This is a genomic window from Rhodanobacter sp. Soil_C_14 (assembly GCF_057657335.1).
In genome coordinates this window covers 111,057-123,831 of record NZ_JBDGIQ010000003.1, presented here as the reverse complement: position 1 = coordinate 123,831, position 12,775 = coordinate 111,057, and the positions used below count along the sequence as shown (strand labels likewise).

Annotated in this window: 16 protein-coding genes; 3 read left to right on the top strand and 13 right to left on the bottom strand. The window is 67.1% G+C overall.

Going from position 1 to position 12,775, the window contains the following annotated elements:
* Position 1 precedes the first annotated feature (1 nt).
* From AC3A56_RS09135 to rlmE, 3 genes are read right to left on the bottom strand one after another with little or no spacing between them, the layout of a single operon-like run.
* Positions 2-142 (bottom strand): hypothetical protein, encoded by a 141-nt coding sequence (locus AC3A56_RS09135; protein WP_204108800.1) that lies wholly within the window; start codon positions 140-142, stop codon positions 2-4.
* A complete protein-coding gene (gene ftsH, locus AC3A56_RS09130; RefSeq protein ID WP_056718378.1) occupies positions 135-2,093 on the bottom strand; it encodes an ATP-dependent zinc metalloprotease FtsH in 1,959 nt (652 codons plus the stop codon). Before ftsH ends, AC3A56_RS09135 begins: the two co-directional genes overlap by 8 nt.
* Complete coding sequence (rlmE, locus tag AC3A56_RS09125) at positions 2,090-2,740, bottom strand: 23S rRNA (uridine(2552)-2'-O)-methyltransferase RlmE (RefSeq protein ID WP_056764735.1); 651 nt, start codon at positions 2,738-2,740, stop codon at positions 2,090-2,092. The genes ftsH and rlmE overlap by 4 nt, the downstream gene beginning before the upstream one ends.
* Before the next feature lie 81 nt (positions 2,741-2,821).
* Between rlmE and yhbY the strand changes: the two genes are divergently transcribed.
* Positions 2,822-3,118: a ribosome assembly RNA-binding protein YhbY gene (gene yhbY, locus AC3A56_RS09120; protein ID WP_056718376.1), complete on the top strand. Its 297-nt coding sequence runs from the start codon at positions 2,822-2,824 to the stop codon at positions 3,116-3,118.
* Positions 3,118-3,495, top strand: a complete 378-nt coding sequence (locus AC3A56_RS09115; RefSeq protein ID WP_487770102.1) for an Mth938-like domain-containing protein — start codon at positions 3,118-3,120, stop codon at positions 3,493-3,495. Before yhbY ends, AC3A56_RS09115 begins: the two co-directional genes overlap by 1 nt.
* 59 nt (positions 3,496-3,554) lie before the next feature.
* Here the strand turns inward: AC3A56_RS09115 and AC3A56_RS09110 are convergent, their stop codons facing one another.
* The 4 genes from AC3A56_RS09110 to surE all read right to left on the bottom strand — a co-directional run bounded on the left by AC3A56_RS09110 (position 3,555) and on the right by surE (position 6,763).
* A complete protein-coding gene (locus AC3A56_RS09110; RefSeq protein ID WP_487770290.1) occupies positions 3,555-4,565 on the bottom strand; it encodes a peptidoglycan DD-metalloendopeptidase family protein in 1,011 nt (336 codons plus the stop codon).
* An 81-nt stretch (positions 4,566-4,646) separates the two neighbouring features.
* The gene (locus AC3A56_RS09105) at positions 4,647-5,255 is read right to left on the bottom strand and encodes a YqaA family protein (protein ID WP_007809099.1); all 609 of its coding nucleotides are present in this window, start codon (positions 5,253-5,255) and stop codon (positions 4,647-4,649) included.
* On the bottom strand, positions 5,255-5,950 hold the full coding sequence (locus AC3A56_RS09100) for a protein-L-isoaspartate(D-aspartate) O-methyltransferase (RefSeq protein WP_056764729.1): 696 nt from the start codon (positions 5,948-5,950) through the stop codon (positions 5,255-5,257). Before AC3A56_RS09100 ends, AC3A56_RS09105 begins: the two co-directional genes overlap by 1 nt.
* A gap of 3 nt (positions 5,951-5,953) precedes the next feature.
* Positions 5,954-6,763 (bottom strand): 5'/3'-nucleotidase SurE, encoded by an 810-nt coding sequence (gene surE / locus AC3A56_RS09095; protein WP_056764728.1) that lies wholly within the window; start codon positions 6,761-6,763, stop codon positions 5,954-5,956.
* Between the two features lie 157 nt (positions 6,764-6,920).
* Between surE and AC3A56_RS09090 the strand changes: the two genes are divergently transcribed.
* On the top strand, positions 6,921-7,466 hold the full coding sequence (locus tag AC3A56_RS09090; protein WP_487770101.1) for a Smr/MutS family protein: 546 nt from the start codon (positions 6,921-6,923) through the stop codon (positions 7,464-7,466).
* Positions 7,467-7,484: 18 nt separating this feature from the next.
* On the opposite strand, the gene truD is transcribed toward AC3A56_RS09090, so the two are convergent.
* Genes truD through eno form a run of 6 tightly spaced genes read right to left on the bottom strand, consistent with a single transcriptional unit; the run spans position 7,485 to position 12,774 of the window.
* The gene (gene truD / locus AC3A56_RS09085; RefSeq protein ID WP_487770100.1) at positions 7,485-8,495 is read right to left on the bottom strand and encodes a tRNA pseudouridine(13) synthase TruD; all 1,011 of its coding nucleotides are present in this window, start codon (positions 8,493-8,495) and stop codon (positions 7,485-7,487) included.
* 59 nt (positions 8,496-8,554) lie between these two features.
* Positions 8,555-9,949: a magnesium transporter gene (mgtE, locus tag AC3A56_RS09080; protein ID WP_056718369.1), complete on the bottom strand. Its 1,395-nt coding sequence runs from the start codon at positions 9,947-9,949 to the stop codon at positions 8,555-8,557.
* Positions 9,946-10,419 (bottom strand): 2-C-methyl-D-erythritol 2,4-cyclodiphosphate synthase, encoded by a 474-nt coding sequence (gene ispF, locus AC3A56_RS09075; RefSeq protein ID WP_056718403.1) that lies wholly within the window; start codon positions 10,417-10,419, stop codon positions 9,946-9,948. The genes mgtE and ispF overlap by 4 nt, the downstream gene beginning before the upstream one ends.
* On the bottom strand, positions 10,419-11,114 hold the full coding sequence (gene ispD, locus AC3A56_RS09070; RefSeq protein ID WP_487770099.1) for a 2-C-methyl-D-erythritol 4-phosphate cytidylyltransferase: 696 nt from the start codon (positions 11,112-11,114) through the stop codon (positions 10,419-10,421). Before ispD ends, ispF begins: the two co-directional genes overlap by 1 nt.
* Complete coding sequence (gene ftsB / locus AC3A56_RS09065; RefSeq protein ID WP_007809116.1) at positions 11,111-11,443, bottom strand: cell division protein FtsB; 333 nt, start codon at positions 11,441-11,443, stop codon at positions 11,111-11,113. The genes ispD and ftsB overlap by 4 nt, the downstream gene beginning before the upstream one ends.
* Before the next feature lie 17 nt (positions 11,444-11,460).
* Positions 11,461-12,774 (bottom strand): phosphopyruvate hydratase, encoded by a 1,314-nt coding sequence (gene eno / locus AC3A56_RS09060; RefSeq protein WP_056764722.1) that lies wholly within the window; start codon positions 12,772-12,774, stop codon positions 11,461-11,463.
* Position 12,775: the final 1 nt, after the last annotated feature.

Here is a 12,775-nt window from a genome sequence, read left to right as displayed (position 1 = left end):
TTCAGACTCCGACCTCTTGCGTCAACCCTTTTCGCAAAATTTCTTCATCAAATTTGTCGCCGATGGTCCGGCCATGAAAAAGGCGACCATCGGTCGCCCTTTCCCTGTTGCCCGAATAGCCGTCCAAACGACGATCAGCCATTCCACCTGTCGCGGCTCTGCGGCGCCGGATCACCGACCTTGCCCACGGCCGAGCCGGTGTCGCCCTTCGGCGGCGGCGGTGGCGGCGTGCTGCCGGTGGAGGCGCTCTTCGTCCAGTCCGCCGGCGGTCCGGGAACGCGCCCGGCCATGATGTCGTCGATCTGGTGTGCGTCGATCGTCTCGTACTGCAGCAGGGCGTCGGCCATCATGTGCAGCTTGTCCAGATTCGCCGTCAGCAGTTCCGTGCTGCGCGCATAGGCGCGATCCAGGATGCCCCGCACCACGCCATCGATCTTGCTCGCGGTTTCGTTGGAGATGCTCTTGTGCTGGGTCACCGAGCGGCCGAGGAAGACCTCGTCCTCGTCCTCGCCGTAGGTGATCGGGCCAAGTTCGTCCGACAGGCCCCACTTGGTGGCCATGTTGCGCGCCATCTTGGTGGCCCGCTCGATGTCGTTCGAGGCACCGGTGGTGACCTTGTCGGCGCCGAAGATCAGCTCCTCGGCCACGCGGCCGCCATACAGCGAACACAGCTGCGACTGGATCGCCACCCGGTTGATGCTGTACTTGTCGCCTTCGGGCAGGTACATGGTGACGCCAAGCGCGCGCCCACGCGGAATGATGGTGACCTTGTAGACCGGGTCGTGCTCGGGGACGAGGCGGCCGACGATGGCATGACCTGCCTCGTGATAGGCGGTCAGTTTCTTCTCGTCCTCGCTCATCGCCATCGAGCGACGCTCGGTACCCATCAGGATCTTGTCGCGCGCCTTGTCGAGGTGGCTCATGCGCACTTCACGCGCGTTCTCGCGCGCGGCGAACAAGGCGGCCTCGTTGACCAGGTTGGCCAGATCGGCACCGGAGAAACCGGGGGTGCCGCGGGCGATCGTCATGGCGTTGACGTCGCTGGCGGTCGGCACCTTGCGCATGTGCACCTTGAGGATCTGCTCGCGACCGCGCACGTCGGGCAGCCCCACGACGACCTGGCGGTCGAAGCGGCCCGGACGCAACAGGGCCGGGTCGAGCACGTCGGGACGGTTGGTCGCTGCGATGACGATGATGCCTTCACTGCCCTCGAAGCCGTCCATCTCGACCAGCAAGGCGTTCAGGGTCTGCTCGCGCTCGTCGTGCCCGCCACCGAGGCCGGCGCCGCGATGACGGCCGACCGCGTCGATTTCGTCGATGAAGATGATGCAGGGCGCATGCTTCTTGGCCTGCTCGAACATGTCGCGCACGCGGCTGGCGCCGACGCCAACGAACATCTCGACGAAGTCCGAACCGGAAATCGAGAAGAACGGCACCTTGGCCTCGCCCGCGATGGCCTTCGCCAGCAGGGTCTTGCCGGTGCCCGGAGGACCGACCATCAGCACGCCACGGGGAATCTTGCCGCCGAGCTTCTGGAACTTGGACGGATCGCGCAGGAACTCGACCAGTTCGCCGACCTCCTCCTTGGCTTCGTCACAACCGGCCACGTCGCCGAAGTTGACCTTGATCTGGTCCTCGCCCTGCAGCTTCGCGCGCGAACGACCGAAACTCATCGCGCCGCGGCCGCCACCACCGGACTGCATCTGGCGCATGAACCAGATGAACACGCCCACGATCAGCAGCACCGGCAGCCAGCTCACCAGCAGGCCGATCAGCGAGAAACCTTCGGACGGGTCCTGCCGGACTTCGACGCCCTTGTCCTGCATCTGCTTGACCACCTGGCTGGTGGAAAAGCCCAGGATCGGGGCGACGGTGCGGAACGCGCTGCCATCCTTCAGCTTGCCGCTGATCGTGGCGGGCTGGTCGGCGCCGATCGTGGCGTTGGCCACGTTGCCGTTGTCCACGCTTTGCACGAACGCGCTGTAGGCCATGTCCGTGGAAGCGGCGCCACGCGGGTTGAAGTTCTGGAACACGGTGAACAGCACCACCGCGATGATTACCCAGAGCAACACATTTTTCGCTGTTTCATTCATGCACGGTTCTCGCCCGGTGACGCCGCGACGGGCTTGCGGCCCGTCGCCAGCGCATATACCTCACGCGAACGCGCGCGGGAGGCCTTAGGTTTACGCATCGTCACGCGGCTGAAGTCCGCGCGCAAGCTGCGCAAGTAATCGTCAAAGCCGACACCCTGGAACAACTTGATCAGGAACGATCCGCCCGGCTTCAGCCATTCCCGGCTGAAGTCGAGCGCCAGTTCGCACAAAGCCATCGCGCGGATCTGGTCGGCCAGGGCCACTCCACTCATATTGGGGGCCATGTCGCACAGTACAAGATCGACCTTGAGGCCATCCAGGCGCGACTCCAGCTCCTTCAACACACTTTCCTCGCGGAAGTCGCCCTGCAGGAAGTCCACCCCGGCGATGCTTTGCATCGGCAGGATGTCCAGGGCGAAGACCTTGCCGCTGTCACCCAGCCGGTTGCGCACCAGTTGGGACCAGCTGCCCGGCGCCGCACCGAGGTCGACCACGTTGATGCCCGGCTTGAGCAGCCGGTCGCGTTCGAGCAGCTCCTCCAGCTTGTATACGGCACGCGAGCGCAGGCCTTCGGCCTGGGCCTTTTTCACGTATTCGTCGTTGAAATGTTCGCGCAGCCATACTGCACTGCTTTTGCTGCGGGCCATGTCGTGCAATCGTCGATTGGGGAACGGGATACCCGCATGATACCCTTTGCCGTTCATCAACCGTGAATCGAGTCCCACCGCATGGCCCTCTCCTCCTCGCAGATCCGTTACCTGCGCAGCCTCGCCCATGACCTGAGCGCGGTCGTCCTGCTGGGCAACAAGGGCGCCACGGAGGCCGTGGTGAAGGAACTGAACCAGGCGCTGGATATCCACGAACTGGTCAAGATCAAGCTTTCCGGCGGCGACAAGGAAGAGCGCCAGGCGCAGATCGACGTGCTCACCGGCGGCACCGGCGCCGAGCAGATCCAGCAGATCGGCCATGTCGTGGTGCTGTTCCGCCGCAATGTCGACGAACCGAAGATCGCCCTGCCACGCTGATGGATCTGTCGCTGGAACGCCCCGAAGGCTATCTGTACGTGCGCCGGGTGGCCGCGCACGGCATCACCCTGATTGATCGCGAACTCACCTCCAGCTTCCTGCTGGCACCGGACAGGGCGATCGAGAACTGGCCCGTCACGGCTCCCGAAACGCTCGATGCCAGCCATGTCGAAGCCTTGCTGGCACTGAACCCCGAGCTGGTCGTGCTGGGTACCGGCGTGCGCCAGACCTTTCCGGCGGCCGCGTTCATGGCAGGCTTCCTGCGCAGGAACATCGGCATCGAGGTGATGGACAACGCCGCTGCAGCGCGCACCTACAACCTGCTGGCCGACGAAGGCCGCCGGGTGGTCGCCGCCTTCATCCTGCCGCCAGGCTGATTGCCACCAAGCTGATTGCCGCTGCGCCCGGGCCGCGGCCCGGGCGGTGACCGGCCGCATCAACGCTGCGGCAGATAGCCCAGCGGATCGACCGGATTGCCGTCCTTGCGGATCTGGAATTCCAGCTCGTTGCGGGTGGTGCCGGTCGAGCCCATCTCGGCGATCTGCTGCCCCCTGCTCACCTGCTGCCCTTCCTTGACCAGCCGCTTGCGGTTGTGGCCATACGCCGACAGGAAGCTGTCGCTGTGCTTGATGATCACCAGTTCGCCATAGCCGACCAGGCCGTTGCCGCTGTAGACCACCACGCCATCGGCGGCCGCCCGGATCGGATCGCCGGACTTGCCCGCGATCTCGATGCCGGGAATCGCATCGGCGCTGTTGAAGCGACCCACCAGGTTGCCCTCGGCTGGCCAGTGCCACTGCACCCCGCTGACCACCCGCGAAACTCCCGCCGCCGGCGTGGCCGGTGGCGGCATGGCGGCCGGTGCCACCGGTGCAACGCCGGCGACCGGCACGACACTGGGCGCCGCCGCGGCAACCGCGGGCTTGACCGGCTTTGTCGCCGTGACCGCCGGCGAAACTGCCGGGGCAGCAGGCGAATGCGCGGACGCCGATACCCCACCGGCCGCCGCCGTGGCGGGCGATGCCGGCATCGGCACGGACTCGAACACCGGCGCGGCGGCGACGCTCGAACCTGCCGCCTGCACGGGCGCGGCAACGCTCGACGGTGCCACCGCACGCTTGCCCGGCGGCGCCAGCGTCAGGCGCTGCCCCGGCCAGATCGTGTATGGCACGGCAATCCCGTTCCACTGGGCCAGGTCACGGAAATCCACGCCCTTGCGGAACGCGATCGAATAAAGCGTGTCGCCATGCAGCACCTGGTAGCTGCCACCGGGTATCGGCGTACGCGCGGGAGCTGGCGGCGGGGTGACCACGGCGGCGTGGCGATAAGTCGTTCCGGCCGCCGGCTCCACCACGACCGAGCTGCGCATGGTGCCGCAGGCAGCAAGCAGCGAGGCTGCGACCAGCAACGCCGGCCATTGAAGATATCGATCCATGGGCATCAGCATACCGAGGCAGACAGTGATTTTCATGCGACGTCACCGTGGCGGGAGGCCGCCAGGCTCGCCCGGCTTGGAAAATTCACCACTTCAGCGCAGGACGAACCACCACACCAGCAGCAGCGCCAGCGCCAGCAAGGCCGTCCAGCCGATCCACTCGACGTATTTGTGCAGGATGCGCTCGGCGCGTTCGCCGAACAGGCGGATCAACAAGGCAAGCAGCCACACGCGCTTGCCGCGGCCGAGCCCGATGCAGGCCAGGAACGGCAGGATCGGCACGCCGATGATGCCGCAGGCCCAGGTGACGAACTTCATCGGCACCACCGGCTGCAGCGCAGCCAGGATCAGCACGCCGAACATGCCCCAGTGATGCTCGACCATCTGCTTGCTCAGCACCGCCACGCCCTGTTCGATCGGCGTCAGCAGATGCAGCGCATCCAGCGCGGGCCGCAGCGCGTGGAAGGCCCAGTGGCCCAGCACGTAGCCGACCAGGGCGCCCAGCAGCGAAAACAGCAGGCTGATGTTGGCGAAAAAGAACGCCTTGTGCCGCTTGCCCAGCATCATCGGCGCCAGCATCACTTCCGGCGGGATCGGGAAGATGAACGCCTCGACGAAACTGAGCCCGGACAGGTAGTACAACGCTCTGCGATCGCGCGCCCAGCTCAGTGCACGCGCGTACAACCCGGCAAACAGGCGCATCAGCCGATACCGCCAAGCAGGGGCACGAAGCTGACCGGGCCGAGCTCTTCCTGGATGAAGTCGCCCTGCCCGTCGCCACGCATGCGGATCAGCGTTTGCCGGCTGGGTGAACCCACCGGCGCCACCAGCACGCCGGTCGGGCTGAGCTGATCGAGGATGCGGGTGGGAATGGTGTCGCCAGCGGCGGTGAGGATGATCGCATCGAACGGTGCCTCGTCAGGCCAGCCCAGCTTGCCGTCGTCGTGGCGCGAGCGCAGGTTGGTCAGGCCCAATTGGCGGAAGCGGCGCCGGGCTTGGCGCAACAGTGCCTCGATCCGCTCCACCGTGAACAGCTGCGGCACCAGCGCGGCCAGCACCGCGGCCTGGTAGCCCGAGCCGGTGCCGATCTCCAGCACTTTCTGCGGCATGCCCTGCTTGGCGTCGAAATGCTCGAGCAGGGCTTCGGTCATGCGCGCCACCACCCACGGTTGCGAGATGGTCTGGCCATGGCCGATCGGCAACGCATCATTCTCGTAGGCGCGCGAATGCAGCGCCTGATCGATGAAGTGATGGCGCGGCAGGTTGCGGATCACTTCGATCACCCGCGCATCGCGAATGCCGCTGTCCTTGAGCATCGCAGCCAGCCGGTCGCGGGCGCGCTGCGACGTCATGCCCTCGCCCTTCAGCTCTGCCGCCGGCAGTGGATAGACCGTCATGGCTCAGGCCACCTCGTTCGTGGGATTGCGGCCTTCGGCCATCGCGGTGCTCATCTCGTCGCTGAGCGGCTGCATCCAGCTGCTGACTTTCTCCAGTGCCTGGAACCGGGTCAGATCGACGTGGATCGGCGTCACCGAGACGAAACCCCGCCGCACGGCGTTGAAGTCGGTGCCGGGGCCGGCGTCATCGGCCTCGCCGGCCGGGCCGATCCACCAGATCGGCCGACCCCGCGGATCGGTCTGCGCGATGCAGGGGGCCGCGCGATGGCGACGCCCGAGCCGGGTGACTTCGAAGCCCTGGATGTCGGCCCAGGGTAGGTCGGGCACGTTGACGTTGAGAATGGTGTCGGCGGGCAGCGGATCGACCAGCAGGCGGTTCATCAGCAGCAGCACCGCTTTCGCGGCCGAGTCGTAGTGCACGCCCTTGTGGTCGTGGCTGACCAGCGAAACGGCGATCGCCGGCAGCCCCAGGAAGCGTCCTTCCATCGCCGCCGAGACGGTGCCGGAATAGATCACGTCGTCGCCGAGGTTGGCCGAGTTGTTGATGCCCGACACGACCATGTCCGGCTCCTCATCGAGCAGCCCGGCCAGCGCCAGGTGCACGCAATCGGTGGGCGTGCCCGCCACCCGGTAGTAGCCGTTGGCCATCGGCAACACCCGCAAGGGTGCGTCCAGGGTCAGCGAATTGCTTGCACCTGACCGGTCCCGGTCGGGCGCGACCACGGTCACGTCCGCCACTTCGCCGAGACGCTCGGCCAGCACGCGGATGCCCGGAGCATCCACGCCATCGTCGTTACTTACCAGAACTCGCATGATGCTCCGTGGAAAGCGACACGCAGGTGCTCATTACCATCCTGCGGCAGCGCACTGCTGAAGCCTCGAAGTCTACCGGAGCGCGCCCCCGGTTTCACGCCGTTCCCCGGTGCTTTCGCCATTCGCCCGGCCGCGCCGCATTGGTTAGCATGGCCCGATGAAGCGCCGTCCGCCCGCTCCGATCACCGATGCCGACAGCCAGCTGTTTCGCGAGGCGATCGGCGAGGTGCGCGTGCTCGACCCGGTGGCTGCACCGCCGGCTGCGGCGCGGCCGGCGCCGTACCCGCACATGCTGGAGGCCGACGAAGCGGCCGTGCCGGGCGAGCTGCTGGACATGGCGTTCGACCCGGCCGTGCTCGAAGTCGGCGAAGAGCTGGCCTACCTGCGCGATGGCTATTCGCCGAAGCTGCTGCGCCAGCTCAAGCGTGGCCAGTTCAGCGTGCAGGACGACCTCGACCTGCACCAGATGAACGCCGCCGCAGCACAAGCCAGCATCGTGGCCTTCCTCGCCGAAGCGAAGCAACACGGGCAGCGCTGCGTGCGCATCGTGCATGGCAAGGGCTTGCGCTCGAAATCCGCCGGGCCGGTACTGAAGGGACTCACCGATCGCATGCTGCGCCGGCGCGACGACGTGATCGCGTTCGCCTCGGCGCGGCCGGCGTTGGGCGGCACCGGTGCGGTCGTCGTGCTGCTCAAGGGCTGACTCCGGCAGCACCATCCGCTACACGATCGTGGCCAACTCGCGCACGACCACCGTGGCATAAGCGCCCGCGGGCAATTCGAACGACAGCTCCAGCGCATCGTCGCCCAGCCAATGCCAGCGCAAGTCCTTCGGCAGCAGGCGCAACGGCCGGCGCTCCTGGTCCATCCGCGCCGCCACCAGACCCGCCACGAGGTCACTGTCCTGCGCGGCGATCCCGCGTTCCAGCTCACCCACTTCCTCTTCGGAGGGCGGCTCGCCCTGCCCCCACAACGGACCGGAGGGATGGATGTCGGCGCGGGCCAGGCGCTCGGCCAGCTCGGGCGTGAACGGCTCGGGCCCGAACCAGGAACGCGAGCCGGCCAGCGACCAGATCTCGCCCTGCAGCGGCGTATCCCAGGCGTTGCGCTCGACCCGCGCCGCCAGCACGTTGTTGAAGATCTGCGAGCGGGCCGCCGACAGCAGCATCGAGCGCTTGTCGCGGTCGACGCGGCGCCCGCCGAACATCGCGCGGGCCTGGGCGACGTTGCCGCCTTCCCGGCCGAAGCGCTGTTCGCCGAAGTAGTTCGGCACGCCCCGGGCGGCGATCTGCGCGAGCACGGCCTCGGCCCCGGCGCGGTCGCCGGCGGCCTCGCGCAACACCAGCACGAAGCGGTTGCCGCGCAGCGCACCGCGCTTGAGCTTGCGCGAATGGCGGGTGGCGGCCAGCACCTTCACCTCGGCATGGGGAAAGGCCGACCAGTCCGGATCGGGCTTGCCGGCCAGTTGCACCGAAAAGGTCTGGCGGGTCACCGCGTGGCGATCCTTCAGCCCGGCAAAACCCACCGCCAGCGGAGGCACGCCCGCGAACTTCGCCAGTTCGCGGGCAACCCAGTCGGTATTCGCGCCGCGCTTTTCCACCCACAACAGGGCGTGTTCGCCGGCGCCGTCGGCGTCATGGCCCAGCACTTCCTCGACCTGGAAATCCTCGGCGCTGACGCGCATTCGGGCAGTCAGCGGAGGATGGCCGAAGGCTTGGGGAAGTTCTGACATGGGGTTTCCCGGCAACGATGAATCGGAAGGCGTGCAGCGGCGGGCGCGCCAGGCCTGGACTAGACCAGAAAGATCGTGGCCAGTCCGAGGAAGATGAAAAAGCCGCCGCTGTCGGTCATCGCGGTGATCAGCACGCTGGAACCCAGCGCCGGATCGCGCCCGAATTTCGTCATCAACACGGGAATGCCGACGCCGGCAAACGCCGCCAGCAGCAGGTTCAGTGTCATCGCCGCCGTCATCACCAGTCCCAGCGAGAGGCTGTCGTACAGCAACCACGCCACCAGGCCGATCACCCCGCCCCAGATCAGGCCGTTGACCAGCGACACGGTCAGTTCCTTGCGCCACAGGCGCTTGGCGCTCTCGGCGGTGATCTGGTTCAGCGCCAGCGCGCGCACGATCATGGTGATGGTCTGGTTGCCGGAATTGCCGCCGATGCCGGCCACGATCGGCATCAGCGCGGCCAGCGCCACCAGCCGCTCGATCGAGCCCTCGAACAGGCCGATCACGCGCGAGGCGATGAAGGCGGTGACCAGGTTGATCGCCAGCCACGACCAGCGGTTCTTCAGCGAGGCCCACACCGAGGCGAAGATGTCTTCTTCCTCGCGCAGGCCGCCGCGGCTGAGTGCCTCGCTTTCGCTCTCCTCGCGGATCACGTCGACCATCGCGTCGATGGTGATGCGGCCGATCAGGTGGCCGCGGTCGTCGACCACCGGCGCGGTCACCAGGTCGTAGCGTTCGAACGCCTGGGCCACGTCGTAGGCGTCATCGGCCGGGTGGAAGGTGTTGACGTCCGGCGCCATCACCTCGCTGACCATCTTCTCCGGCGGATTCACCAGCAACCAGTGCAGCGGCAGCACGCCGGTCAGCAGGTTGTCCTGGTTGATCACGAACAGCTTGTCGGTCTGCGCCGGCAGTTCGTCCCAGCGGCGCAGGTAGCGCAGCACCACTTCCAGGCTGACGTCCTCGCGGATGGTGACCATCTCGAAGTCCATCAGCGCGCCGAGCTGGTCGTCCTCCCACGACAGCGCCGACTGCACCTGCTCGCGCTGCTGCGCATCGAGGCCGGCCATCAGCTCCGGCAGCATCGCCGTGGGCAGGTCCTCGACCAGGTCGGCCAGTTCGTCGGCGTCCAGCGTTTCGGCCGCGGCGAGGATCTCGTGCCGGTCCATGTCCGCGATCAGCGACTCGCGCACCGCGTCGGACACTTCCAGCAGGATCTCGCCGTCGCGATCGGCCTTGACCAGTTGCCAGACCGCGAGACGGTCGTCCAGCGGCAGCGATTCGAGGATGAAAGCGATATCGGCCGGATGCAGCGCATCCAGTTGCAGGCGCAACTCGGCCTGCAGCTCTTCGGTCAGCGGAACATCGTCGTCCTGCCGGTGAAGCACGCCCTGAATGGCTTCAAGCTGGTCATGCAGGCGACCGACCGCACTGCGGGTCTCGATCTCGCTCACGCGCGCTCCAGCAGGACGCAGGCCTGGGCCGCGATCCCTTCGCCACGGCCGCAAAAGCCGAGTTTCTCGGTGGTGGTTGCCTTCACGCTGATGCAGCCGACCCCGCAGTCCAGGTCGACCGCCAGGTTCTCGCGCATCGCCTGCGCGTGCGGGGTGACCTTGGGTGCCTCGCCGATCACCGTGATGTCGGCGTTGCCCAGCCGGTAGCCGTGCTGCGCCATCAGCATCGCCGCATGCCGCAGGAACTGGCGGCTGTCGGCGTCGCGCCAGCGTTCGTCGGTGGGCGGAAAATGCCGGCCGATGTCGCCCAGCGCCAGCGCGCCGAAGATCGCGTCGCACAGCGCGTGGATCACCACGTCGCCATCGGAATGCGCCACCACGCCCCGTCGATGCGCGATGCGCACGCCGCCGAGGACGACATGGTCGCCTTCGCCAAAGGCGTGGACATCGAAACCTGTACCGATGCGCATCATGCAGTCCTTGAAAGCAGGAATTCGGCCAGCGCGAAGTCCGCTGCCGTGGTCACCTTGATGTTGTCCTCGGCGCCCTCGACCAGCAGCGGTGCGAAGCCGGCCTGTTCCATCGCCATCGCCTCGTCGCTGACATTCACGCCGCGCCGCGCCGCGTCACCCAGCGCCGCCGACAGTTGAGCACGACGGAACATCTGTGGCGTGAAGGCGCGCCAGCGCAGGTCGCGTGCTTCGGTGAATTCGCTGCACCCGACGGCATTGGCCCGCTTCAGCGTGTCGCGCAGCGGCGCGCCCAGCAGGCCGCCGTCGCTGGCACTGGCCAGTTCGATCAGCCTGTCGATATCCGCCGTGCGCACACACGGCCGCGCGGCATCGTGCACCAAGACGAAGTCATCGGCGGCCACCGAAGCCGGCAAGGCCTGCAGTCCGGCCAGCACCGAATCGCTGCGCTCCGCTCCGCCGATCGCGACCCGCACCGGCTTGCCGTGCAGCGTTTCCATGCCCGACCAGTGCGCATCCGTCGCGGCCAGCGTCACCAGCAGGCCGGCGATGCGCGGATGCGCGGCGAGCCGTTCCAGGGTGTGCTCGATCAACGGACGTCCGGCCAGCGGCAAGTACTGCTTGGGGCAGTCACCGCCGACCCGGGTACCGCGCCCTGCGGCCGGCACCACGCACCACAGCCGAGCCGCGTTCATGGCGATCCGGCGGGTTGGGCGACCGGCGGTGGCGTGCTGCTGCCCGCGCCGGCAGGCGGCTCGACCACCTGGTAGAACACTTCGCCCGGCTTGATCAGACCCAGTTCGGTGCGCGCCCGCGCCTCGACCGCCTGGTCGCCGTGCTTGAGATCCTGCACGTCGGCACCGACCGCCTGGTTGCGCTGCAGCAGCTTTGCGTTGTCGTCCGTCTGCTTTTTCACCGCCACGCGCAAGGTGTCCACCTCGCGCATGCTGCCGTTGCCGGTCCACAGCTTCAGCTGCAGACCGATCAGCAGCAGGATCAGGATGACGGCGATCCAGCGCAGCATGGGAGCGGGCTGCCCGCTCAGCCCGGCAGGCGGCTGAGGTTGGGGAAGGCGTCGCGCCCGGCGTAGCGTGCCGCCGAACCCAGCGCTTCCTCGATGCGCAGCAGCTGGTTGTACTTCGCCACGCGGTCGCTGCGGCACAGTGAACCGGTCTTGATCTGGGTGGCCGTGGTCGCCACCGCGATGTCGGCGATGGTGGTGTCCTCGGTCTCGCCGGAGCGGTGCGAGATCACCGCCGAATACTTCGCCGCGTCGGCCATCGCGATCGCTTCCAGCGTTTCGGACAGCGTGCCGATCTGGTTTACCTTGATCAGGATCGAGTTGGCGATCTTCTTCTCGATGCCTTCGCGGAAGATCGTCGGATTGGTCACGAACAGGTCGTCGCCAACCACCTGCACGCGATCGCCGATGGTGTCGGTGAGCAGCTTCCAGCCGTCCCAGTCGCCTTCGGCCATGCCGTCCTCGATGGTGACGATCGGGTACTGCTTGGCCCAGCCGGCCAGCAGGTCGACGAACTGGGCCGAGCTGTACTGCTTGCCTTCGCCCGCCAGGTCGTACTTGCCGTCCTTGTAGAACTCCGAGCTGGCCGCATCCAGGCCGAGCAGGATCTCGCTGCCGACCTTGTAGCCGGTCTTGTGGATCGCCTCGAGGATGGTGTCGAGCGCCTCGATGTTGGAACGCAGGTTCGGCGCGAAGCCGCCCTCGTCGCCCACCGCCGTGTTGAGGCCCTTGCCCTTCAGCACGCTCTTCAGCGCATGGAAGATTTCCGCGCCGGCGCGCAGCGCCTCGGCGAAGCTGGGCATGCCCACCGGCAGCACCATGAACTCCTGCACGTCGATGTTGTTGTCCGCGTGCTCGCCGCCGTTGATGATGTTCATCATCGGCACCGGCAGCGCGCCGGGCTTGCCGCCAGCCTGATTGAAGCTGGACAGGTACTTCCACAGCGGCTCGCCGCGCGAATCGGCCACCGCGTGCGCCGCCGCCATCGAAACGCCGAGCAACGCATTCGCGCCCAGCTTGCCCTTGTTCGGCGTGCCGTCCAGCGCGATCAATTTGCCGTCCAGGCCCTTCTGGTCGGCCGCGTCGAAACCCTTCAGCATGTCGGCAATCGTGCCGTTGACGTTGGCCACCGCGTTCTTCACGCCCTTGCCGCCGTAGCGCGACTTGTCGCCGTCGCGCAGCTCGACCGCCTCGCGCGAACCGGTGGAGGCGCCGCTGGGCACGGCCGCACGGCCGAAACTGCCATCGGCCAGGGTAACTTCGGCTTCCAGCGTGGGATTGCCGCGCGAGTCGAGGATTTCACGGGCGTGGATGCGGGTGATCTGGGTGCTCATG